The sequence below is a fragment of the Lysinibacillus sp. NPDC095746 genome, assembly GCF_044763535.1.
Lineage (GTDB): Bacteria > Bacillota > Bacilli > Bacillales_A > Planococcaceae > Lysinibacillus.
This window is the reverse complement of the sequence record NZ_JBIWGL010000003.1, coordinates 86,461-110,888: the sequence shown is the minus strand read 5'-3', so window position 1 is coordinate 110,888 and position 24,428 is coordinate 86,461. Positions and strand designations below refer to the sequence as shown.

Below are 24,428 nucleotides of genomic sequence, written 5' to 3'. Positions count from 1 at the left end.
TTAAGGGAAATATCTTTCATCTACTTTTGCTTTCATTTAAGATTAAGAAGAACTATTCTTAACGTGAACTAAAAATACATTATTATGAACAAAATAAGGGAAACAATCACCCCTTCAATAGAGTGGGCGTGATAAAAGTCTTAAAAGCCCCTCTACAAAAAAAGTTCATCACCAAAGGTTGATAAGTTGATGTTCGTTTAACTCAACATATGGTGATATCTTAAATGTGTGTAGTTCTAAAATAAGGTAGTTCATACATAGTCAATTTAGAGGGAAAAAAAAGACAAAACGCGCTTTTGTTTGTTATGATAGGTTAGTATACGTCCGATTAGTTGTAGTGGGGGAGTTAGCATGTTTAAAAAGCTATTAGGTAAACAAATAAATATAGATTCACTATCATTGGAGGAACGTGTTGCCCTTGCTAAAAACGAGCCGATTCCTGCCCATGTAGCGATTATTATGGACGGAAATGGACGTTGGGCAAAGAAACGTGCCATGCCACGTGTTGCTGGGCACCATGAAGGTATGAAGACGGTACGAAAGGTAACTAGATTTGCGTCAGATCTTGGTATTAAAGTTTTAACGGTGTACGCATTCTCTACAGAAAATTGGAAGCGACCAAAACCGGAGGTCGATTTCCTAATGCGTTTACCTGTAGAATTTTTAGGTTCCTTTTTACCTGAAATGATGGAACGCAATGTACGTGTTGAGATGATAGGAGATCCATCTTTATTACCTGCACATACGCAAAAAGCGTTGTATGAAGCGATGGAGGAGACGAAGCATAATACAGGTTTAATTCTAAATTTTGCTCTGAATTATGGAAGTCGTTCAGAAATGGTTAACGCCATGAAAACAATGCTTCAGAAGGTGCAGGATGGTCAACTAACGATGCAAGACATAACAGAGGAATGCTTGACATCTCATTTAATGACGGCTCATTTGCCTGAGCCAGATTTATTAATCCGTACAAGTGGTGAAGTGCGATTAAGCAACTTTATGTTATGGCAGCTCGCCTATACAGAATTTTGGTTTACAGATACATTGTGGCCAGATTTTAGCGAGGAAAACTTACTGGCAGCGGTGGAAAACTACCAGAAACGTAATCGCCGTTACGGTGGGTTGAAGGGAGAAGAAACAACTTGAAACAACGAATTATTACAGCAATAATTGCAGCAGCACTATTTATTCCATTCGTTATTTATGGAAAAGTGCCATTTACAATACTTGTGCTTGCAATGGCTGTTGTCGGCTTTTATGAAATACTAAAAATGAAAGGTATTTCCCTTTTTTCAGTACCTGGTTTTTTAGGGTTACTAACATTAATACTTCTTGTTATACCAACAGACTGGTCAAATAAGGTAGTAGATGCAATTGGCTATTCCTCCAATTTAATGGTTGTGTATGGTCTAATGATGCTATTACTCATATATGTAGTCCTTGTAAAAAATAAAATTACATTCGATGAAGTTGCATTTATATTATTAGGTGCGTTTTATGTCGGGTTAGGCTTCCATTACTTAATCGAAACACGAAGCTATGGTCTAGAGTTTGTCGTATATTGTTTACTTGTAGTTTGGACAACTGACTCAGGTGCATATTTTGTAGGAAGAAAACTAGGCAAAAATAAGCTATGGCCAGAAATTTCACCGAAGAAAACCGTGGAAGGTTTTATTGGGGGAATTGTCATTGCTGTAATCTTTGCTGTTGGGATGCAGGCAATTTATCCGTTTGCGAACGGCTATGTCTCACTTATTTTCATCACAATTTTTGCGTCAATTATTGGTCAAATGGGCGATTTAGTGGAATCGGCTATCAAGCGTCATTTTGACGTAAAGGATTCCGGCAATATTTTACCTGGCCATGGCGGTATTTTAGATCGCTTTGATAGTCTATTATTTGTCGTGCCTTTACTCCATTTTTTACATCTTTTTGGTAACTAGGAACAATAGCGGCTCGTTGGACTCTTCTTGGAAAGAGTCTAGTCGGAACTACAATACTTATGGTGATGAGCCATAACCATAGCATTTACCGCTAAACAGAGTGGTAATAATCGTGCTATATCATTTTTGCTGAGATAGAAAAAGGGGACAACTCGTCGTGAAAAAAATTAGTTTACTTGGTGCAACTGGTTCAATCGGTTGGCAAACCTATGATATTTTAAAAGAACAACGCGATGCCTTTCATTTAGTAGCGTTTTCTTCAGGAAAAAACATCGAAAAAACTCGTGAAATGATTGAAACTTTAAAGCCTGAGCTTGTATCTGTTCAATTAGAAGAAGATGCCATTATGCTCGCTAAAGAATATCCACAAGTATACTTTACGTTTGGTGCAAAAGGGCTTGTAGAGGTCGCTACACATCCTGATTCGACAGTGCTAGTAAACGCGGTTCTTGGAAGTGTTGGACTAGAATCGACATTAGCTGCAATTCGCATGGGCAAAACAATTGCCATTGCCAATAAAGAAACACTTGTAACCGCTGGCCATTTAGTGATGGCAGAGGCTAAGAAATATAACGCAGCAATTTTACCCGTTGATAGTGAGCATTCTGCGATTTTCCAATCGATGAATGGTGAGAATCCGAAAAATATTGAACGATTAATTATTACGGCTTCTGGTGGGAGCTTCCGTGACAAAACACGCGAGGAATTGAAGTATGTAACGGTTGCAGATGCACTAAATCACCCGAACTGGTCAATGGGTGCGAAAATTACGATAGATTCAGCTACAATGATGAATAAAGGGCTAGAAGTCATTGAAGCACATGTGTTATTTAATATGCCTTATGATAAAATTGATGTACTTTTGCATAGAGAAAGTATTATTCACTCCCTAGTTGAGTATCATGATACTAGTGTCATTGCACAGCTAGGTACGCCGGACATGCGTGTACCTATCCAATATGCATTAAGTTACCCAGATCGTATGCCGCTACATAACGGACAACGACTTAATTTAGCACAAATTGGTCAGCTACATTTTAAAGAAATGGATATGGAACGTTATCCAGCATTGCGACTAGCATATGAGGCTGGGCGCACAGGCGGTACAATTTTAACAGCGATGAATGCAGCAAATGAAGCTGCAGTTGCGGCATTTTTACAAGGGAAAATAACATTCCTTGAAATTGACGAAACGATTGAGCGTGTAATGCAAGCACATAACAACATATTAGTGCCAGATTTACAAACAATTTTGCATGTGGACAGGGAAACGAGAAAAACAGTGTTAGACATGGTAAAATAAAGAGAGAAAATATCGTTAACTATTCGCTTTTAAAGGTGGGGTTTTATGCAAACAGCTATTGCATTTATTTTAATATTTGGCCTACTTGTATTCTTCCATGAATTTGGTCACTTCTTATTCGCGAAACGAGCAGGAATTATGGTTCGGGAATTTGCAATCGGTATGGGACCAAAAATTTATGGAAAAACACATGGTGAAACAATCTATACGATACGTTTATTGCCGATCGGCGGTTATGTGCGTATGGCGGGTGAGGACATGGATGGCGCCGAATTACAGCCGGGCTATCGAGTAGGGCTTATTGTAGATGAAGATAATGTTGTAAAGAAAATTATCTTTAATCAAAATAATAAGCAATTACCGGATTTGTTATTTTTAGAAGTTGAGCATGCCGATTTAGAAAAGGATTTGTTTGTAGAAGGCTATGATGAAGAGGAAAAATTAGTTCGTTATAATGTTGCAAGAGATTGTATGCTCGTAGAAAACGGAAAAGAAACGTTAATTGCACCATACGATCGTCAATTTAACGCTAAGACAGTCGGTCAACGAGCTATGGCAATCTTTGCAGGCCCGTTATTTAACTTTATATTAGCGTTTATTATTTATATGCTGATTGGATTAATTCATGGTGTACCTACGTATGAGCCAATCATTACAGAAGTTGTAGATAATGATTCAGCTGCACAAGCAGGAATGCTTGCAGGTGATAAAGTAGTTGGCATTAATGGACAAGTAGTTAATAAATGGCAAGACCTAGCTGCTATTGTACAAGATCACCCAGGTGAAAATATTACTGTAACAGTTGATCGAAATGGTCAGCAAGTTAACCTAAATATGAAGGTAAAAGAAATAGTACAAAATGGCGATAAATATGGTCAAATAGGGGTTAAGTATGAGAGCCCACGTGAATTTAATCCATTAAAGGCTGTTGTTTATGGCGCTCAAGAAACTTATAATATGACTGCTCGAATATTTGAATTGCTCGGCATGTTAATTACTGGTAAATTCACGATAGATGCGCTATCAGGTCCAGTTGGAATTTATAAAGCGACAGAGCAAGTCGCTCAATATGGATTCATCAATTTAATGAAATGGGCTGCGATGTTAAGTATTAACCTTGGTATTATGAACTTACTGCCGCTTCCAGCACTTGACGGTGGTCGTCTATTATTCTTTGGCTTCGAAGCAGTAAGAGGTAAACCTATTGATCGTCAAAAAGAGGGTCTTGTGCATTTTGTCGGTATCGTACTATTGATGATCTTAATGGTCGTAGTTACATGGAATGATATACAACGATTTTTCTTTTAAGCACATGCCAAACATCCGCTGACATAGAGGAACTCAGTCTAAGAACGCCACGTCACATCGATGCCGCTGTCGCGTAGGCAAAAAACATGTTGCTGCGCTGCGTTAGCACTATGCTTTCGCGCAAAAAACATTTGTTGGCCTAATGCCTCTCAGTGGATGTCACCTAAAATTATTGCATCCATGCGATAACGGCTGACTGACCTGCATCACGGCTAAAGCACAAAGCTGATTCCGGAAGCTATTATGCAGAGGTATAATTGAGCTAAATAAATGAAGTTAAGTTAAGTTTTTCAAGTGAAATATAGTTAGAAGATGCCAAGGCAAGCATGCTAAGGTGAAAATGGATTGAAAAAACATAGCTTTGAGCGCAATTTTTTTGAAACATTGCGTTCAAAGCTAAATTTGTTTATGCTAATTAGAGTATAAAACTTATCTATTAAAAAGGTGGAACACTGAATGAAGCAAAGTAAAACATTTATCCCAACGCTACGTGAAATACCTGCTGATGCAGAGGTAAAATCACATAAGCAATTACTACGTGCAGGGTTTATTCGTCAAAATACAAGTGGGGTATACTCGTATTTACCGCTTGCAAAACGTGTGTTAACAAAAATAGAAAATATTATTCGTGAAGAGATGGAAGCGATCAATTCTATTGAGCTTTTAATGCCTTCATTACAATCTGCGGAACTTTGGCAGGAATCAGGCCGCTGGGAAAAATACGGTCCAGAATTAATGCGTTTAAAGGACCGTCATGATCGTGATTTCGCATTAGGGCCAACTCATGAAGAAGTGATCACAACTTTAGTACGCGATGAAATTAAATCGTATAAAAAATTACCGCTAACACTTTATCAAATTCAAACTAAATTCCGTGATGAAAAACGTCCTCGCTTTGGTTTACTACGAGGCAGAGAGTTTATTATGAAAGATGCATACTCTTTCCATGCATCACGTGAAAGTTTGGATGAAACATATGATGATATGTATCGTGCTTATTCAAATATTTTCTCTCGTCTAGGTTTAAACTATCGTGCAGTTATTGCAGATTCAGGCTCGATTGGTGGGAAAGGTACGCATGAATTTATGGTGCTTTCTGAAATTGGGGAAGATACAATTGCATACTCTGACACGTCTAATTATGCTGCAAACATCGAAATGGCAGAAGTTCTTGTAGACTATCAACCATCAGATGAAGCATTAAAAGAGCTTGAAAAAGTGGCAACACCAGACCAAAAAACAATCGAAGAAGTATCAGCTTTCTTAAATGTTGAGCCTTCAAATGTCATTAAATCATTAGTATTTGATGTTGACGGTGAATTAGTTGTTGTCCTTGCTCGTGGAGATCACGAAATTAATGATATTAAGCTGAAAAATGCGCTTGATGCTGGTTCTGTTGAACTTGCTAGTGAAGCGGCAATCCTTGATTTATTAGGCTGTGGAGTTGGTTCTATCGGTCCTGTTAAATTACCAGTAGACGTCAAAGTAGTGGCTGACAATGCTATTAAATCTATACGTAACGGTGTAGCTGGTGCAAATGAAGATGGTTTCCATTTAGTTAATGCTAATCCAGAGCGTGATTTTGCAGTGAATGAATACTTAGATATTCGTTTTATTCAAGAGGGTGATCCATCTCCAGATGGACAAGGATTAATCAAATTTGCAGAAGGTATCGAGGTTGGTCATATTTTCAAATTAGGAACGACTTACTCTGCAAAAATGAATGGTACATTCTTAGACGAACAAGGTAAATCACAACCGTTTATCATGGGATGCTATGGTATTGGTGTATCACGTATTTTAGCTGCTGTTGCAGAGCATTTCCAAGATGAAAATGGTTTTGTTTGGCCAACACAATTAGCGCCATATGATATCCATGTTGTCCCTGTTAATACCAAGGATGAAACACAGGTTGCCTTAGCTGATGAGCTATATGGCTTATTAAAATCATACCGTTATGATGTGCTATTAGATGATCGTGCTGAGCGCGCTGGGGTTAAATTCGCAGATGCTGACTTAATTGGCTTACCGGTCCGAGTAACAGTAGGTAAAAAAGCAACAGAAGGTATTGTTGAGGTTAAATTCCGTCAAACAGGTGAAACGTTCGAATGGAAAAAAGAAGAGGTCATTGATCGCTTAAATGAATTTTTCCGCAAAAATTAACTCCTTTTAGCTGAAGTCTCACACCTCAACGGTGGTGAGATAAATGCGGGTTTGAACTACTTTTCAGTGGGTGTCCTAGCGCCCGCTGAAATAGAGGAACTCAGTCTAAGAACGCCACATCCTGTTGCAACGACTGAGTGTCCAACTTCGTGATGGCCTAAAGCATGGAATCGGAAAGGAGCTAAGGTTGCTAGCCTAAATTCATCGATTTCGATAACGGCTACTGACCTGCATATGCAGATCTAAGTGCCAAGCCGATTCCGGAATAATTGATTTTCCTTTAGATATGCTTGTCCCAAAAAGGATGAAATGGCATTAAATAGATAAACAATTCGCGCCACTTCTCGGGGACAGCGAGCCAAGCATGAATTCATAGATGTTTAGGATTTGTGAGGCTTGACAGTCGCCCGCGGAAAGGGAGCGAATTTTTTCTTTGGTTCGTAAACGTTGGTGAGGAAATAAAACAAGGGGCTTTTAAGACTGCCTCTTTCTGAAAGTAGGTGTCAATAGATTGGAACAGCAACAAGAAGCAAGAACGAAGTTTCAAATGCTCTTGCAACAACTAGAGTTAACAGATGATGTGTATATGTCCTTTTTTGAAGAAGGTGAATTATCACGCCTAACTGTAAACAAAAAGAACAGGCTATGGAATTTTACCATTAAATTACGAGACGTACTTCCTTTTCCGCTATACCAACTATTTCGTACTCGGTTGACTGAAAAATTTTCAGCTATCGCTCAAATCCACACAACTTTTGATACGGTAGAGAAAAATGTTACCGAAGAACTTGTCCAACAATATTGGTTAACAGTAGTAGAACAAATAGATGAGATGGCGCCACCCTTAAAACATTGTCTAGCATCGCAAATGCCTATGTGGAATGGGCAAAAAATCACTTTATCTTGCATGCAAGAAATGGAATTTATGATGCTGAAAACAAAGTATGCAGAAAAGCTTTCCGAAAGCTATAGTCAATTTGGCTTTCCACACATTGTGATAGATTTTATGCTTCAAGATCAAACGGAAGAAATGATCGCGGCACAGGAAGCTTTCATGGAACAGAGGCGTTTAGAGGAAGCAGCTTTAGCCCAACAAGCGATACAAGATTACCAAAAACGTGAGCAGGACAAGAAAGACAATCCAGCTATTGCGAACCTTGGTGACCGCCCATTCCAGCTTGGTATGTTAATTAAAGATGATGAAACAATGGAAATTAAACGCATTGTTGAGGAAGAACGCCGTGTTATCATAGAAGGTTTTGTTTTTGATACGGAAATTAGGGAGCTGAAAAGTGGTCGCTCTTTATTACAAATTAAAATCACTGATTATACGGATTCTATCGTAGTAAAAATGTTCTCACGTGATAATGATGATGCAGAACTAATGAAGCATTTGAAAAAAGGCATGTGGGTAAAAGTCCGAGGCTCTGTACAAACTGACACATTCATTCGTGATTTAATCGTTATGGCAAATGATATCAATGAAATCAAAAAAGAAACACGACAGGATACGGCGCCAGAGGGAGAAAAACGAGTTGAATTACATTTGCATACACCAATGAGTCAAATGGACGCCGTGACACCAGTTGAAAGACTCGTTGCGCAGGCGGCAAAGTGGGGTCATCCGGCCGTGGCTATTACTGACCATGCTGTTGTGCAATCCTTCCCAGAGGCTTATTCAGCAGGGAAAAAGCATGGTATAAAAGTTATATATGGCTTGGAGGCTAATTTAGTAGATGACGGTGTACCGATTGCTTATGCACCTGAGAATCGATTATTAGCTGATACTACTTATGTCGTGTTTGACGTAGAGACGACAGGTTTATCTACTGCTTACGATACTATTATTGAGCTAGCTGCAGTTAAAATTCAAGATGGAAATGTTATAGACAAATACGAAAGCTTTGCCAATCCACATCATCCACTTTCAGCAACGACCATTGAGCTGACAGGTATTACAGATGATATGGTACGTAACGCGCCAGAAGTAGAACAAGTCATTAAGGAGTTCCATGAATTTATCGGAGATAGCATAGTCGTAGCCCATAATGCATCGTTTGATATGGGCTTTTTATACACAGGCTATAAAAAATATGGGCTAGAGGGAACGGTTCACCCAGTTATTGATACGTTGGAGCTTGCGAGAATGCTGTATCCAACGATGAAAAACCATCGTTTAAATACGCTTTGTAAAAAATTCAATATTGAATTAACCCAGCATCACCGAGCTATTTATGATACAGAGGCAACGGGTTATTTACTTTTACAGCTGCTAAAAGATGCAACCGAATTAGATATTAAATACCACGACGACTTTAATAAGCATGTTGGTGGTGGAGATGCATATAAAAAGGGACGACCAATGCATTGCACAATATTAGCGGTAGATAATGCTGGATTAAAAAATTTATTTAAAATAGTCAGCCACTCCCATACAAAAACTTTCTATCGTGTACCTCGTGTAACACGAGCGGTTCTTGAGCAATATAGAGAAGGTTTATTAGTCGGATCAGGTTGTAGTAATGGCGAATTATTCGAGACGATGATGAATAAATCCCCAGAGGAAGCAGAGCAAGTTGCAAGATTTTATGATTATATTGAAGTTCAACCAAAAGCAGTGTATGCACCGTTAATTGAGCGCAATGTCATCCGTGATGAATGGACACTTGAAGATATTATTCGCAAGCTTGTAAAGCTCGGGAAGAAAATGGATAAACCGGTTGTAGCTACCGGTAATGTCCATTACTTAGATCCGACAGATGGGATGTTTAGACAAATACTAATTGGCTCTCAAGGTGGTGCCAACATCTTAAATAGATCAAAGCTACCTGAAGTTCATTTTAGAACGACTAATGAAATGCTTGAAGAATTTGATTTTTTAGGGCCGGATCTTGCGAAGGAAGTCGTTGTCACCAATTCTCAAAAAGTCGCAAATATGATTGGTGATGTTAAGCCGATTAAAGATGATTTATATACACCAAAAATTGAAGGCTCCGATGATGAGGTTACAAATTTAACCTATGAAATGGCACATCTTATATATGGAGAAGAACTACCAGAAATCGTGAAGGCCCGAATTGAAAAGGAATTAAAGTCAATTTTAGGCCATGGTTTCGGCGTAATTTATTTAATTTCAGCGAAGCTTGTGAAAAAATCATTAGCGGATGGCTATTTAGTAGGTTCTCGTGGATCTGTTGGATCTTCGTTAGTAGCGACCTTTATGGAGATTACTGAAGTAAATCCACTTCCACCTCATTATATTTGTCCAAATTGTAAGCATTCCGAGTTTTTTAATGATGGTTCAGTAAGCTCAGGCTTTGACTTACCAAATAAAGATTGTACGGAATGTGGAACACCGTATAAAAAAGATGGGCAGGATATCCCATTCGAAACGTTCCTTGGCTTTAAAGGAGATAAGGTACCTGATATCGATTTGAGTGCGACACGTTGTTAACTGAAAAGGTTAACCACCTTAATTGGTAGAACTGCTATTTCAAAGTGTGGAATGAGAGAGTAACGTCTTGAAACACACTCGCTAAAGCTACGACAAGCGTGGACGGTATTGCAAACACCAAAACGTTTGAAGCTCGTTAAAGTAGGCTGAAGTTCACCCAAACAGTTCGGCTGTGGAAAAAGGGATAGAAATCTCTTGTGAATGATAGGTCTGGCGTCTATAAAATTCCTATGGTTAGAAGCGGTAGAATAACCGAGACGAACCCTTGACTGACTTTTCGTGAATGTCACGTAGTAGAAATGCTACGGGGTCCAGTTAGGACTTCTAGGTGTGGATGAGTAAGTGTTAGGTTATGAAAATCCATATTGTGTTACAGGCACAATCTTTGCCTAGCGGAATTTAGAGGGAACCTACGGGAATTATGTACAGATAGAAATAGTGGAACGTGTGAAGCTCCTAACGTAAGAGAAGGTTGCACTTCAATGACGACGGTGTATGGAAAGGCAAATCGCTATAACATACTTTAAAGGAGTGGCAGTAGTGCCGTAGTACCGACGAAGAAATGCTGTTGATGACTGAATAACCAATAAGTCGGAGGGAAAAACATTTCAGAGGGAAGGGCACAAGTCGTTAACGTTGAAACAAAAGTAGGAAATCCAAAGCTTAGTTTATAAATTTCAACAAAGTTAACGATGGAACGCCGTATGACGCCGAAAGGGTCACGTACGGTGTGGGACGGGGGAAAAGCTGGAGATCATATCAAATGCTTACCTATCGTCATACTTTTCTGGTGAATATCAACCACAAGCTCATAACTATACGAAGGTACTATTCGGTGAGGATTATGTATATCGTGCTGGAACAATCGGAACAGTTGCGGAAAAAACAGCGTATGGCTATGTAAAGGGCTATGCTAGTGATAACAACTTACATTTCCGCGGTGCAGAGGTAGATCGCTTAGTGCAAGGCTGTACAGGTGTAAAACGTACAACAGGACAACACCCTGGGGGGATTATCGTAGTACCAGATTATATGGATATTTATGACTTCTCACCAGTACAATTCCCTGCAGATGCACAGGATGCAGAATGGCGTACGACGCATTTTGATTTCCATTCCATTCACGATAATATTTTAAAGCTTGATATTCTTGGACACGATGACCCGACTGTAATTCGGATGTTGCAGGATCTATCAGGGATAGATCCAAAAACGATTCCAACAGATGATCCAGTCGTTATGAAAATCTTTAGTACTCCAGAATCTTTAGGTGTAACAGAAAAACAAATCGGCTGTAAGACCGGGACACTCGGTATTCCTGAGTTCGGTACTCGTTTTGTTCGTCAAATGCTTGAAGATACGAAGCCATCAACATTCTCAGAGCTTGTGCAAATTTCAGGACTTTCACACGGAACAGACGTATGGCTTGGTAACGCGCAGGAGTTAATTCAAAACGGTACATGTGTGCTGAAAGAAGTAATTGGCTGTCGTGATGATATTATGGTGTATTTAATTTACCAAGGGCTAGAACCTTCGCTGGCATTTAAAATTATGGAGTCCGTACGTAAAGGGAAAGGTTTATCTGAAGAGTTTGAGGCAGAAATGCTAGCAAATAAAGTACCAGGTTGGTATATCGATTCATGTAAAAAGATAAAATATATGTTCCCGAAAGCCCATGCAGCAGCTTATGTGTTAATGGCTGTTCGTATTGCATGGTTTAAAGTACATTTCCCGATTCTTTATTATGCAGCATATTTCACAGTCCGTGCAGATGATTTTGATTTAATTGCCATGGTACAGGGCTCGCAAATGATTCGTGCAAAAATTGATGAAATCAATATAAAAGGCTTAGATGCTTCAACAAAAGAAAAAAACCTATTAACTGTGATGGAACTAGCACTTGAAATGTGTGAGCGTGGTATGAGCTTCCAGAAGGTAGACTTATATCGTTCGCAGGCTAGTGAATTTATCATTGATGGGAACTCTTTAATTCCACCATTCGATGCGATTCCTGGACTTGGTACAAACGTTGCTAAACAAATTGTGGCAGCACGTGAGGACGGAGAATTTTTATCGAAGGAAGATTTACAACAACGAGGTCGAGTATCCAAGACATTGATTGAATACATGGATCAATTGGGTTGTTTAGAAGGAATGCCTGATGCAAATCAATTATCACTTTTCTAAAAGCTTTAAGAAAAGTGGCACTTATGCGGATGAAATTAGTAACCATTTCTGATTTACAGGATAAAAAGCTTTATCACCTTCTAAAACGGAAGGACCTGCACCCCTAAAGTTTGATATGCTCCCCATTTAGTAAACAGATTAAAAAATAAAATCTGTTTATCAAATGGGGAGTTTTTATGAGGAAGTATTCCTTTTCTAAAGAAGAGAGGTTAGAATTTTTAAGCTGTATCACGAAGGTCCACTTACATTAAAGCGGCCTTGAGTGTTAGAAGTTTCGGAGCGACGGAAACGCTGATAAAAATAAAGCTGTGCATTCAAATAAATTGCCATATTAGGTGTTCCGATCGTAAACAGCAGCCCTGCAATGGCTGAACCGGTCATGAATGCCAGAATCAAGTAAGTCTCGAAGTGAGTTAAAACATTCAATTGGTATAAACCAATGGTAATGCCTCCATCGAATCATTTCATTCCCCGCTAAAGTCTGAAAAATCTTGATAAGTTTAGAAGAGCTTAAGAAGGTTATCGAAGTTCAAACTATCGAAAATAGTTTTCCTATACGTGTATTCGAGCGAAACTAAACAGCCGACACCGCTCAAATCCCGGCAATTGGCTGTTTTAAATATCTATAGGTTCCTAATTGAAAACAGGGGGCAGTCCACCGGTCAATGCTCTTTTTATTTCTACTCTCCATTGGGGAACTTAGGCTGTGGATTCACTTAATTATAGATAATCTAGAGTGTTAAAAATTAATATTAACCCAACAATGCACATTATCCAAGATAATGCAGAATTCGAAGTGTTAGATAGTTTATGATGAAGATTAGCTAATTTAGAATTTATCCAACTTCCAAATAATTTATATCCTAAAAAGATGAGTAATGCTGGTAAAACCATAATAATGTTATACGTGGCGATAATTGGCAACCATTGAGAAGACGGTATATTATTTGTTGTTAACAAACCAATAGCAGCAAAGTACGGAAAAGCTGCACTTGCCTCAATTAAAAAAGTTGTAATACCAATAAATATAATTGAGGATATACTTTGAGTTTTAGGTTTGGGAATATTATTTTTTTTATTTGTCGGGATAAAGAAGCTACCCACAAATAAAATAACCCCTACTATAAAAATAATCCAACTGAATATTTTATTTTGAAATATGTTAGAGAAGGTTTCAATAATATAATGTAACCCTAACATCATTGCTACACCTAATGAGAAATACAATAGTGCAACTGTAAATAAATATAAAAATAATCTTGAAGTTAGATTTCTTTTATTTGTTAAAATAAGGTATAGTGTAACACCAACTATTGTAGGACTTAAAGTGTCTAATAGCGCTAAGCCACCTATATAAACCAAAATATCTGTTTCCATATATTCCTCCACATCGATAGATTATGATAAAAAACTATGACTTCTTAGCGGTGTAATGAATATAAGCTTTTTCCATAAAATCGAGGACCTCTTGATCAATAGGATAAAGGTTATGTTTTTTTGACTCCTCAGGTGACATTCTAATTTTCCAAAGGGTATCTAAAAAAACATCTTCGTCATCAAAATCTTCACTTTTTTTGACATCCATCCTTTTAATAATATTTTGTATGCGTGTAGCACTATAACCAAGGTGCATATGTTTTTTTAATTGACCAAGTAGAGCAATCCACTCTAAAGAATCAGGATCACTACTTGACATATTCGGAAGTCTATATAGTACTTCAGCATTTTTAATATTTAATTCATCATTATTATGAGTTAGAATATCTTTTGAATCTCTAGTATATAAACTCATAATTTTTTGAATTCTAAATTCCTCTCCTTCAATTGCTATCCCATTTATTAGTTCTCTTAAATTAAATTCTATATTTGAGAGTCGGTCCTTTTCATTTATTACATAAGATAGTTGTTTCATTAGACTAATGGACCAGTCCCATTCTTTAGACTCTAACATAATTTTGATTTCACTTAATTGAAAGCCTATCGTTTTTAAAAATTGTATTTGCTGTAATTTTTTTAACTCTGTATTTGAGTATAATCTGTGACCTCCTTGAGTTTTTGATGCAGGTTTTAGTAGTTCTATCTGGTCATAATATCTTAAGGTTCTAACGGACACACCACTTATCTTTTTCACTTCATTAATATGTAACAATGTTTATTCCTACTTCCTTATTCTTTATTCGTCGTATTGAAAAATAGAGATTTAAATAAGTAACCTATTCCCAGGCCAATAAGCACTCCAATAATAGCATTACCAAATTGAAAAGCTATACCTGCGCCAATAATAACGCAAGCATAAATAATAATATCTTCTTTTTTCAAAGGGAATTTCCTCCTTCTGTTGATAATGATGTAAAAGGTGTAGTTTCAGTATAAAAGATGACGCGAGGTCACTTTCAACTAATTTCAACATTATTCTGCGTAAAGATTGAAAATGACCTTACGTCATTTTATATAATTGGCTAAAGGAGGAAATTTTATGGTAAAAAAATCTGCTTTAATTTTGTTTTTAGTAGTAATCATTCTTGCAGGATGTTCATCAGGGGAAAAAGAGGTAAGTGTTAAAAAAGAGTCGATAGAAGATGTTGAAGAAATCGTTATAAATTTTGCAAGTACCGATGTTAATGTCCGGCCAAGCGAAAAAAGTGAATTAGAAACCTATCTAACGGCTTATGATAACGGACCAGGTGTAACATTGGATAAGTCATCAAGACGGTTATCAATTAATCTAGGTAATGATATTAGACGCTTAATCAATTTCAAAAAAAAACCTACTTTAGAGGTGAGAATCCCTCATCAATTTAAGGGGAAAATAATTTTGGATGGATCTTCTGGCAATGTTTCTGGACAGGATCTCGTTCAAAATAATATTGACATACGATCTAGTAGTGGCGATATTAAACTCCACTTTAAAGAATTAAATGATGACGTTGAACTTTCAACTACAAGTGGTAATGCCTCAGTAACTTTTGATGAAAAGCAACCTAATCTAAATTTAGAAATCGTTACAAATAGCGGGAGACAATCCATAAACCTGTCCTTAAGCGAAAAAACACAAACAAAAAAAGGTTTAAAAGGTTCCTCAGGTAATGGAGAAAATAAAATGAAAATTGAAACTAAATCAGGAAATGTAAATTTGAACTGAAAATTAGCTTAAAAAAAGTGTCTCTGCCAAATTTCAAGTAGGGTTCACATGATGTCCAATATTGTGTGCTTTGTATTACAAGATATGAAAATGAACTAATTACAAAAAATCAACGGTCCGGTCAATGTTAGGGAAAAAATGAAGATCTCGGAATTATCATTAATTATTTTCTATGAGAGATAATAACCTCTCAATAGGAGGTACATTAGAAATAGTGATATTCCTGTAGGAAGGGGTTAGCAAGTTCCTCTGCAGACTTAGTTGCAGTGTCAACGGCAATTGAATGAGCTTATGAAATATAGAACTAACAGACGGAGTAATGTATTCACCTATTGTTTCTTATTATTATCGAGAAGAAGTTTATATTACCTATTAACAATCATTCGCACGATGAAGAGGGAGAAATTAATACTATTGACTTTAATAGAAAAGATATACAAAGATATATATAGCAACGAGGTCGTGTTTCTTAAAACATTAATCATAGATCAGCTAGGCTGCTTAGAGGGGATGACTGATACTACTCAGCTGACACTTTTCTAATATCAATTGTAGGATTAAATTAAGGTATCAGATATAATGTTCATGCAAATAATACGGATAAAGTGAATTCTTTATGACTAAATAAAGTGTCTATTCAAATTTCAGACATAACAATGGCTTAGACAATTGTTGTCTAGTTGAAGGAAATTTGCATTGTGCTGTAAACTATGCTATCCTTATGGTAATAATTTGTTGATATTTTTCCAGCAAAAGAGTGGGACCTTCCCGCTCTTTTCTGTTGTTATACCGTAGCAAAACAAATTTTTGACTAACAGCAGGTAAGACCGTTAAATTTCACCAAAGCTACTGGTGGAATTTCTGTTTTATTACGCCAGAATTTGATAGATACAGGAGGAAATAATGAGCAAAGTACCATCTTTAATTGAAGAGCTCGCCAAACCGATTGTTGAAGAGTTAAATCTTGAGCTAGTAGATGTCGAGTTCGTAAAAGAAGGACGTAACTGGTTTTTACGTGTTTATGTGGATACACCTCAAGGTGGAATTGACATTGAACAATGTGCTCAAGTTAGTGAACGACTAAGTTTGCTATTGGATGAAAATGATCCAATTACACAAAACTATTATTTAGAAGTTTCTTCACCTGGAGCAGAACGTCCATTAAAAAAAGATACTGATTTTGAAAATGCGATTGGCAAATTTATTTATGTTAAAACCTATGAGCCCATTAAGGACATGAAGGAATTCCAAGGCTACTTAACGTCATACGATGAACATACATTAGTGATGGAAGTACGCATTAAAACGCGTAAAATTACAGTAACAATTGAACAAGAAAAAATCGCATTGGCGCGACTAGCCATCGATTTCTAAGCATAATGCATATTTAGGAGTGAAAACAAAAATGAGTAGTGATTTGTTAGATGCGCTAAATGCGCTAGAAGAACAAAAAGGAATTTCAAGAGATGTGTTAATTGAAGCAATAGAAGCGGCATTAGTTACAGCTTACAAACGCAACTTCAATCAAGCACAAAATGTTCGTGTTGATTTAAATTTAGATAAGGGCTCTATTCGTGTCTTTTCACGCAAAGATGTTGTTGAAGAAGTAGAAGATGACCGTTTACAAATTTCTGAAGAAGATGCTAAGGCTATCAATCCTGCATACCAGTTGGAAGATGTGGTTGAGCAGGAAGTAACACCTCGAAACTTTGGTCGTATTGCTGCACAGACAGCGAAACAAGTTGTAACACAACGTGTTCGCGAAGCAGAACGCGGCTTAATTTACGAGCAATATGTGGACCGTGAAGATGATATCGTGACGGGTGTAGTTGAGCGTCTAGATGCTCGTAATATTTACGTAGGTCTTGGAAAAGTAGAGGCTGCATTACCACAAAACGAACAAATTCAAGGTGAAACATACCATCCACACGATCGCATCAAAGTTTATATTACAAAGGTTGAACGTACAACGCGCGGACCACAAGTTATTGTTTCACGTACACATCCTGGTTTATTACGCCGCTTATTTGAAATGGAAGTACCTGAAATTTATGAAGGTATTGTAGAAATTAAATCTATTGCTCGTGAAGCAGGAGATCGTTCTAAAATTTCTGTTTATGCACATAACGAAGAGGTAGATCCAGTAGGTTCATGTGTAGGAGCAAAAGGCGCTCGTGTGCAAACAATTGTAAATGAATTAAACGGCGAAAAAATCGATATCGTTGAATGGTCAGAAGACCCAGTTGTATTTGTAGCAAATGCGCTTAGCCCATCTAAAGTTTTAGATGTTCAAGTCAATGAAGAAGAAAAATCTACTACTGTTGTTGTGCCAGACTATCAACTATCACTAGCTATTGGTAAACGTGGTCAAAATGCTCGTTTAGCAGCTAAGCTAACTGGCTGGAAAATTGATATTAAGAGTGAGACAGATGCTCGTGAGCTAGGCATTTATCCATCTGCAACAAGCACTTTCATACCTGCTGAGGATGAAGAAAGTGATTTTGATGATGTGACAGTTGACTTATATCAAGACGACGAAGAATAAGTAAGAAAGCCCGTGTGACTAGTTAGCTGCCATTATTCAGTGGGCGTTGGGCTGCGTCGACTGAATATTGGCAGAGCCTACATTGAAAATATATTAAAATGTAGTGCATGGCTAGTCCACCTCTTACGACAAGCTTCAGAGAGGAAAGGTGATTCTTATGGCTATTAATAAAAAAGTACCTCTTCGAAAATGCGTAGCAACCGGAGAAATGCTACCAAAGAAAGAAATGATCCGTGTCGTTCGTTCGAAAGAGGGCGAGGTAAGTGTGGATATCTCCGGAAAAAAACCCGGACGTGGTGCCTATGTCTCTAAATCGGAAAAAGCGATTGAAATCGCCCGTAAGAAAAATGTTTTAGGACACCAACTTGATGTAAAAATTCCTGAAGAAATCTACGATGAGCTTATTTTGTTGATTCGTAGGGAGTCTATTATATGATTAATAATCAAGCGGTGTATAATTTGCTTGGGATAGCAGCAAGAGCCCGTAAAGTAACTTCAGGAGAAGAGTTAGTAGTAAAGGAAGTCCGCAATGGTAATGCTAAGCTAGTACTGCTTGCAAACGATGCTTCTAAAAACTCTAGCAAAAAAATTCAAGATAAATGCACGTATTACAACGTTGAGTATCATGTAATTGGTGATCGTTATGATCTAGGACATGCTACAGGTAAGGAGGCCCGAGTGGCTTTAGCTATTACCGATAAAGGTTTTGCAAGCAAATTGTCTAGTCTACTCAACGAAAAATAATCGGGGGTGAGCAGATGACCAAAATCAGAGTTCATGAATATGCGAAACAAGTGAATAAAACGAGTAAAGAGGTTATTGAAGCACTAAATAATTTAAATGTTAGCGTAACAAACCATATGTCAATGTTAGAAAAAGACGTAGTGTCAAAGTTAAACCAAACATTTAAAACGAAAACAGACGCGAAGCAACCTACTCAAAATGTTTCGCAAAAATCACAGCAATCGGTGAAAAAGCAAGATGGGCAAAAGCAGCAATCTGCTACTTCCAAGCCTAAGGCCAATAATCAGCAACAAACGCATCAAAACTCAAATTCGTCTAACGAAAAATCTAAGAATACAAAAGGTAGTCAAAATCGAAATATGACAAATAATAATAATAACAATAATAATAATAATCGTAGAGGTGGCGGAGGTTACAACCAACGTCCAAAACCAGGAATTCATGGCGGGAAACGTCGCCATCCAAAAACACATCAGCCAAGTCAACCAGTGAAACAAAAGGAATTACCAGAAAAAATTACGTTTGTTGAATCACTTTCTGTAGCGGAATTAGCTAAAAAATTACACCGTGAGCCATCAGAAATTATTAAAAAATTATTTATGCTTGGTGTAATGGCAACAATTAACCAAGAATTAGATAAGGATGCAATTGAATTAATTTGCGCAGACTATGGTGTAGAAGTTGAAGAAGAAATTCGTGTAGATATTACGGATTTAGAAACACACTTCGAACAAACAGAAGAAGTAAACGAAGCGGACTTATCAGAACGTCCTCCTGTAGTAACAATTATGGGTCACGTTGACCATGGTAAAACTACATTGTTAGACTCTATTCGCAATACTAAGGTTACAGCTGGTGAGGCTGGAGGTATTACTCAGCATATCGGTGCTTATCAAGTAACTGAAGGCGACAAAAAGATTTCGTTCCTAGATACACCAGGACACGCTGCTTTTACAACGATGCGTGCGCGCGGTGCTAAAGTAACGGACTTAACGATTTTAGTAGTAGCTGCGGATGATGGCGTAATGCCACAAACTGTAGAAGCGATTAACCACGCAAAAGCGGCGGAAGTACCTATTATTGTTGCAGTCAATAAAATGGATAAACCTTCAGCTAATCCAGACCGTGTAATGCAAGAGTTAACAGAGCATGGCCTAGTTCCTGAAGCTTGGGGTGGCGAAACAATTTTCGTACCAATCTCTGCATTAAAAGGTGAAGGTATCGACACATTACTTGAAATGATTTTACTTGTTGCTGAAGTGGGAGAATTAAAAGCAAACCCTAATCGTCTAGCACTTGGTACAGTAATTGAAGCACAGCTAGATAAAGGTCGAGGCTCTGTTGCAACACTTTTAGTACAAGATGGAACATTAAAAGTTGGGGATCCAATTGTTGTCGGCCATACTTTTGGGCGAGTACGTGCTATGGTAAACGATAAAGGACGTCGTGTGAAAGAAGCTGGACCATCAACGCCAGTAGAAATCACAGGTTTAAATGAAGTACCACAAGCTGGCGACCGTTTCGTTGTCTTTGAAGACGAAAAAACAGCACGCCAAGTTGGTGAAACTCGTGCAATGTCAGCGATTCAAGCACAACGCTCAGAAAAACAACGTGTAACGCTTGATAACCTATTCGAACAAATGAGTCAAGGTGAAATGAAAGAGCTTAACTTAATTGTAAAAGCTGACGTTCAAGGTACTGTAGAAGCTATGGCTGCATCATTAATGAAAATTGATGTAGAAGGCGTAAACGTGAAAATTATTCACACTGGCGCTGGAGCGATTACAGAATCAGATATTTCTCTTGCAGCAGCTTCAAATGCAATTGTTATTGGCTTCAATGTTCGTCCAGATATCAATGCAAAACGAGCAGCAGAAGAAGAAGGCGTAGATATTCGTCTACACCGCATTATCTATAAAGTGATTGAGGAAATTGAACAAGCAATGAAAGGTATGCTTGATCCAGAATTCGTAGAAAAAATTATTGGTCAAGCAGAAGTTCGCCAAACAATTAAAGTATCAAAAGTTGGTACAATTGCTGGTTCATACGTAACAGAAGGTAAAGTAACTCGTGATTCTGGCGTACGTGTAATCCGCGACAATGTAGTAATTTTTGAAGGTGAATTAGATACACTTAAACGTTTCAAAGATGAAGTAAAAGAAGTTGCCAAAGGTTACGAATGTGGTATTACAATTACAAACTTCAACGATATTAAAGAAGGCGACATTATTGAAGCCTATATTATGGAAGAAGTTAAACGCGTTTAATGATTGTTTATGCAGAGGTTGAATTTATGATTCAAACTGCCCATTCGTTGAAGGAAAAACGTGCTGTCTTACAGCGTATGCTTACCCGCACAAAGCAAAAATTTAATGTATCCATTGCGGAAGTTGACCATCAAAATGTATGGCAGCGCACGAAATTAGCGCTTGTTGCTGTTTCTTCTTCAAAAGAAGCAGCCGAGCGTGAAATGAATCACGCGCTGCACTACTTACAGTCAAATCCGGCTTGGGAACAGTTAAATGTGTGGCGAGACTATTTATAAGTAACATTAAAAGTTGTGTTGTATGATTTAGCCATACCTTGTATGTAACTATATGTGCAAGTGAAGACATAACTTTCTGTACATCGAAATTGAGGTGACAAACTATGTCTCTACGCTCAAACCGTGTCGCTGAGCAAATGAAAAAAGAACTCGGTGATATTATTGGACGTAAAATAAAAGATCCGCGTGTTGGTTTCGTTACTGTTACTGGTGTTGAAGTGACAGGTGATTTACAACAAGCGACAATTTATATTACAACTCTAGGCAATGAACGTGAAAAAGAGGAAACATTAAAAGCTTTATTAAAGGCTTCTGGTTTCATTCGTTCAGAAATCGGGTCACGAATCCGTTTACGTCGTACACCAGAACTAATCTTTGAATTCGATTCATCGATTGAATATGGTAACCGTATTGATTCATTGCTACGTGGTTTAAACGAAGAATAAGCTTAACTTAAAAAAGTCTGCCTATGCATGTTCATGCAGGCAGACTTTTTACATTCATTAGAATGTAACACTTTTTTTGGCTCAGCTTTCGTGCAGAGCTTACCTATATGTTTTGGCGACCGCCCGCCAGTTTTTTTCGGTAGGTGTGTCAGGCATCCACTTCTATCTTAAAAGTGGATTTATCCTCAAAAGTCGTGGATGACAATTGTTAAAACATATACTATGTAAATAAGTTGATTGGAGTGTGAGACTGGGCGCCTCCTTGGGGATTAGCAATAGAGGAACGAAGGCTAAAAGCATCACATCCTGTGATAACGCCTTCATGACCAACATCGTGTTGGCCCGAGACCCTGCAGCGAAGCGGATGTTTTCTGTGCGAAAGCGTAGTGTTAACGTAGCGGCAGCACCAAATGTTTTCTGTAGCGAAAGCGAAGCGGCAGCACCAAATGTTTTGACTGTGCGAAAGCGAAGCGGCAGCAACAAATGTTTTTTCTGTGCGAAAGCGAAGCGGCAGCAACAAATGTTTTTTCTGTGCGAAAGCGAAGCGGCAGCAACAAAGCGCCCAGTCGGAACGGAAATCAACCACACGTTTTGGTGATGAACCTAAAAGTGATGAAAATCTAACGAAGATCAAAATTGCTAAAAATGAATTGATTTTAGGAGGAAATTTATGAACGGTATTTTACCGCTTTGGAAAGAACGTGGCATGACAAGTCATGATTGCGTTTTTAAATTACGAAAAATTTTACGTACTAAAAAAGTTGGCCATACAGGCACACTTGATCCAGGTGTTGAGGGAGTTCTTCCCATTTGTATTGGTCAAGCAACACGCATCGCAGAATACTTAACTGATGCAGGGAAAACCTATGAAGCTGTTATTTCAATTGGCCGTACAACGACAACGGAGGATGCAGAAGGAGAAACGGTTGAGCAAGATAGAACGGCTAAAAAGTTCACACGTACTCAATTGCAAGAAGTTTTAGCATCGCTAACAGGTGTTATTCAACAAACGCCACCGATGTTTTCAGCTGTCAAAGTAAATGGTAAACGTCTCTATGAATATGCTCGAAAAGGCGAAATTGTCGAAAGACCTACACGTCAAGTTACCATTTATGCATTAGAACTACTAGATGATGTAGAAATATATGAAGGGCAAGAAATTACATTCCCAGTACGTATAGCGTGTAGTAAAGGGACGTATATTCGAACACTAGCTGTGCAAATCGGAGCGGCACTTGGCTATCCAGCACACATGAAAGAGCTCGTACGGACAGCCTCAGGTACATTTACGCAAGAGAATTGCTTTACGTTGGCACAAGTTGCTGAACTGATGGAAGGTGAACAAATTGATACATGCATTTTACCAGTTGAGTATGCATTAACAGATTATCCATATATGGAGATCACTTCCGCAAATGAAAAAGAAATTTTCAATGGACAAGTGCTTCCCGCAGATGCATTATTAAAGATACATGATAAAATTGTTTTTGGAATTAGTGGGAAAGCAATTGCGGTCTATCATGCCCATCCTACAAAGGAAGGGTTTATGAAGCCACATAAGATGTTTCCGACGATAGAGTAGGAGGATTTTTAGTATGGAGGTCATTCATTTAAAATACCCACACCAACTACAGCAACGAGAAATCATGCAGCCATATTCATTGGCACTTGGTTTTTTTGATGGTGTACATAGAGGGCATCAGGCAGTTATTAAGGCAGCGAAAGAAGAAGGAGACAAGCGTCAAATTCCAACGGCTGTTATGACATTCGATCCACATCCTTCTTTAGTGCTTGGCGGACGTAATGAAAAAGTATTTTATATAACGTTATTACAGCAAAAATTGCAGCTTTTTGAAGAACAGGGTGTTGATACAGTATTTGTTGTGCATTTCACATCTGATTTTGCAAAGCTTTCACCTGATGCATTTATTGATACATTTATTCGTGGGTTGAACATTCAACATGTTACAGCAGGCTTTGATTATTCTTTTGGTGCATTTGGGAAAGGTACAATGGAAGAAATGCGTGCATTGAGTAATGGAGATTACGGCGTAACGGTTGTTGAAAAGAAAACTGATGATATTGAAAAAATTAGCTCTACACGTATCCGTAAACTTTTGCAAGAGGGAGATATGGAGGAAGCAAGATTACTCCTAGGACGTCCATTTGAAGTTACGGGAATCGTTGTACATGGTGATAAGCGAGGACGCACAATAGGTTTCCCAACTGCAAATGTCCAAGCGTTAGAGGGAACTTATATTCCAGCAAGCGGTGTATATGCGGTTCGAGTACTTGTACAAAATAACTGGTATGATGGTGTATGTAATGTAGGCTATAAACCAACATTTAAAGATCCGAACGACAAACAATTATCCATCGAAGTCCATATATTAAACTTCGAAAAAAATATTTACGGTGAAGAAGTGCATGTCGCTTGGTATAAACGTATAAGAAGTGAACGAAAATTCGATGGCATTGAAGCGTTGAAAGCGCAAATCGAAAAAGATAAACAGGAAGCAATTCAATATTTTACACTTATTGCCGAAAATTAAAACATACGTCATGACTTATGTTGAGTGAAATGGCTCATCGGACGCTCCCAGCCGGAACGAAAATTAACTACACACATTGTAGTGATGAGCCATTTT

General features: G+C 38.0%; 18 protein-coding genes and 3 pseudogenes. 17 read left to right on the top strand and 4 right to left on the bottom strand.

What is annotated here, in order from left to right:
- Positions 1-351: 351 nt before the first annotated feature.
- The 7 genes and pseudogenes from ACIQ7N_RS03565 to ACIQ7N_RS03535 form a co-directional block, all read left to right on the top strand.
- A complete protein-coding gene (locus tag ACIQ7N_RS03565; protein WP_323652740.1) occupies positions 352-1,146 on the top strand; it encodes an undecaprenyl pyrophosphate synthase in 795 nt (264 codons plus the stop codon).
- The gene (locus ACIQ7N_RS03560; RefSeq protein WP_402930352.1) at positions 1,143-1,943 is read left to right on the top strand and encodes a phosphatidate cytidylyltransferase; all 801 of its coding nucleotides are present in this window, start codon (positions 1,143-1,145) and stop codon (positions 1,941-1,943) included. Before ACIQ7N_RS03565 ends, ACIQ7N_RS03560 begins: the two co-directional genes overlap by 4 nt.
- 157 nt (positions 1,944-2,100) lie before the next feature.
- A complete protein-coding gene (dxr, locus tag ACIQ7N_RS03555; RefSeq protein ID WP_402930351.1) occupies positions 2,101-3,246 on the top strand; it encodes a 1-deoxy-D-xylulose-5-phosphate reductoisomerase in 1,146 nt (381 codons plus the stop codon).
- Positions 3,247-3,291: 45 nt separating this feature from the next.
- Positions 3,292-4,554 (top strand): RIP metalloprotease RseP, encoded by a 1,263-nt coding sequence (gene rseP, locus ACIQ7N_RS03550; protein ID WP_402930350.1) that lies wholly within the window; start codon positions 3,292-3,294, stop codon positions 4,552-4,554.
- A gap of 456 nt (positions 4,555-5,010) precedes the next feature.
- Positions 5,011-6,717, top strand: a complete 1,707-nt coding sequence (locus ACIQ7N_RS03545) for a proline--tRNA ligase (RefSeq protein WP_402930349.1) — start codon at positions 5,011-5,013, stop codon at positions 6,715-6,717.
- Between the two features lie 511 nt (positions 6,718-7,228).
- Positions 7,229-10,156: pseudogene (locus ACIQ7N_RS03540) on the top strand (PolC-type DNA polymerase III); the annotation flags it as partial.
- Between the two features lie 798 nt (positions 10,157-10,954).
- Positions 10,955-12,358, top strand: a pseudogene (locus ACIQ7N_RS03535) (PolC-type DNA polymerase III); the annotation flags it as partial.
- Between the two features lie 289 nt (positions 12,359-12,647).
- Here ACIQ7N_RS03535 and ACIQ7N_RS03530 read toward each other — a convergent pair.
- The 4 genes and pseudogenes from ACIQ7N_RS03530 to ACIQ7N_RS03515 all read right to left on the bottom strand — a co-directional run.
- Positions 12,648-12,776: pseudogene (locus ACIQ7N_RS03530) on the bottom strand (MFS transporter); the annotation flags it as partial.
- Between the two features lie 302 nt (positions 12,777-13,078).
- Complete coding sequence (locus tag ACIQ7N_RS03525) at positions 13,079-13,735, bottom strand: GAP family protein (protein ID WP_402930348.1); 657 nt, start codon at positions 13,733-13,735, stop codon at positions 13,079-13,081.
- 34 nt (positions 13,736-13,769) lie between these two features.
- Complete coding sequence (locus tag ACIQ7N_RS03520; protein WP_402930346.1) at positions 13,770-14,507, bottom strand: MerR family transcriptional regulator; 738 nt, start codon at positions 14,505-14,507, stop codon at positions 13,770-13,772.
- Between the two features lie 17 nt (positions 14,508-14,524).
- Positions 14,525-14,677 (bottom strand): hypothetical protein, encoded by a 153-nt coding sequence (locus ACIQ7N_RS03515; RefSeq protein WP_402930345.1) that lies wholly within the window; start codon positions 14,675-14,677, stop codon positions 14,525-14,527.
- Positions 14,678-14,834: 157 nt separating this feature from the next.
- On the opposite strand from ACIQ7N_RS03515, the gene ACIQ7N_RS03510 reads away from it, so the two are divergent.
- From ACIQ7N_RS03510 to ribF, 10 genes are all read left to right on the top strand, one after another.
- Positions 14,835-15,500, top strand: coding sequence for a DUF4097 family beta strand repeat-containing protein (locus tag ACIQ7N_RS03510; RefSeq protein ID WP_402930344.1), 666 nt, complete (start codon positions 14,835-14,837; stop codon positions 15,498-15,500).
- Positions 15,501-16,403: 903 nt separating this feature from the next.
- The gene (gene rimP, locus ACIQ7N_RS03505) at positions 16,404-16,874 is read left to right on the top strand and encodes a ribosome maturation factor RimP (protein ID WP_132357403.1); all 471 of its coding nucleotides are present in this window, start codon (positions 16,404-16,406) and stop codon (positions 16,872-16,874) included.
- A 31-nt stretch (positions 16,875-16,905) separates the two neighbouring features.
- Positions 16,906-18,045, top strand: a complete 1,140-nt coding sequence (nusA, locus tag ACIQ7N_RS03500) for a transcription termination factor NusA (protein WP_132357402.1) — start codon at positions 16,906-16,908, stop codon at positions 18,043-18,045.
- A 157-nt stretch (positions 18,046-18,202) separates the two neighbouring features.
- Positions 18,203-18,481, top strand: a complete 279-nt coding sequence (gene rnpM / locus ACIQ7N_RS03495; protein WP_053594244.1) for an RNase P modulator RnpM — start codon at positions 18,203-18,205, stop codon at positions 18,479-18,481.
- Positions 18,478-18,789 carry a YlxQ family RNA-binding protein gene (locus tag ACIQ7N_RS03490; RefSeq protein ID WP_371873301.1) on the top strand — a complete coding sequence of 104 codons (312 nt, stop codon included), beginning with the start codon at positions 18,478-18,480 and terminating at the stop codon, positions 18,787-18,789. The genes rnpM and ACIQ7N_RS03490 overlap by 4 nt, the downstream gene beginning before the upstream one ends.
- Positions 18,790-18,803: 14 nt before the next feature.
- Positions 18,804-21,056, top strand: coding sequence for a translation initiation factor IF-2 (gene infB / locus ACIQ7N_RS03485; RefSeq protein ID WP_132357401.1), 2,253 nt, complete (start codon positions 18,804-18,806; stop codon positions 21,054-21,056).
- Positions 21,056-21,334: a DUF503 domain-containing protein gene (locus ACIQ7N_RS03480; protein WP_248718208.1), complete on the top strand. Its 279-nt coding sequence runs from the start codon at positions 21,056-21,058 to the stop codon at positions 21,332-21,334. Before infB ends, ACIQ7N_RS03480 begins: the two co-directional genes overlap by 1 nt.
- A 104-nt stretch (positions 21,335-21,438) precedes the next feature.
- Positions 21,439-21,780, top strand: a complete 342-nt coding sequence (gene rbfA / locus ACIQ7N_RS03475) for a 30S ribosome-binding factor RbfA (RefSeq protein ID WP_402930343.1) — start codon at positions 21,439-21,441, stop codon at positions 21,778-21,780.
- A gap of 670 nt (positions 21,781-22,450) precedes the next feature.
- Positions 22,451-23,362, top strand: a complete 912-nt coding sequence (gene truB / locus ACIQ7N_RS03470; protein WP_402930342.1) for a tRNA pseudouridine(55) synthase TruB — start codon at positions 22,451-22,453, stop codon at positions 23,360-23,362.
- 13 nt (positions 23,363-23,375) lie between these two features.
- Positions 23,376-24,332 (top strand): riboflavin biosynthesis protein RibF, encoded by a 957-nt coding sequence (gene ribF / locus ACIQ7N_RS03465; RefSeq protein WP_402930341.1) that lies wholly within the window; start codon positions 23,376-23,378, stop codon positions 24,330-24,332.
- Positions 24,333-24,428: the final 96 nt, after the last annotated feature.

Coding starts and splice junctions, on each gene's coding strand:
- ACIQ7N_RS03565 (WP_323652740.1), top strand. CDS start 352: ATGTTTAAAAAGCTATTAGGTAAACAAATAAATATAGATTCACTATCA.
- rseP (WP_402930350.1), top strand. CDS start 3,292: ATGCAAACAGCTATTGCATTTATTTTAATATTTGGCCTACTTGTATTC.
- ACIQ7N_RS03545 (WP_402930349.1), top strand. CDS start 5,011: ATGAAGCAAAGTAAAACATTTATCCCAACGCTACGTGAAATACCTGCT.
- ACIQ7N_RS03525 (WP_402930348.1), bottom strand. CDS start 13,735: ATGGAAACAGATATTTTGGTTTATATAGGTGGCTTAGCGCTATTAGAC.
- ACIQ7N_RS03510 (WP_402930344.1), top strand. CDS start 14,835: ATGGTAAAAAAATCTGCTTTAATTTTGTTTTTAGTAGTAATCATTCTT.
- rimP (WP_132357403.1), top strand. CDS start 16,404: ATGAGCAAAGTACCATCTTTAATTGAAGAGCTCGCCAAACCGATTGTT.
- nusA (WP_132357402.1), top strand. CDS start 16,906: ATGAGTAGTGATTTGTTAGATGCGCTAAATGCGCTAGAAGAACAAAAA.
- rnpM (WP_053594244.1), top strand. CDS start 18,203: ATGGCTATTAATAAAAAAGTACCTCTTCGAAAATGCGTAGCAACCGGA.
- ACIQ7N_RS03490 (WP_371873301.1), top strand. CDS start 18,478: ATGATTAATAATCAAGCGGTGTATAATTTGCTTGGGATAGCAGCAAGA.
- infB (WP_132357401.1), top strand. CDS start 18,804: ATGACCAAAATCAGAGTTCATGAATATGCGAAACAAGTGAATAAAACG.
- ACIQ7N_RS03480 (WP_248718208.1), top strand. CDS start 21,056: ATGATTGTTTATGCAGAGGTTGAATTTATGATTCAAACTGCCCATTCG.
- rbfA (WP_402930343.1), top strand. CDS start 21,439: ATGTCTCTACGCTCAAACCGTGTCGCTGAGCAAATGAAAAAAGAACTC.
- truB (WP_402930342.1), top strand. CDS start 22,451: ATGAACGGTATTTTACCGCTTTGGAAAGAACGTGGCATGACAAGTCAT.
- ribF (WP_402930341.1), top strand. CDS start 23,376: ATGGAGGTCATTCATTTAAAATACCCACACCAACTACAGCAACGAGAA.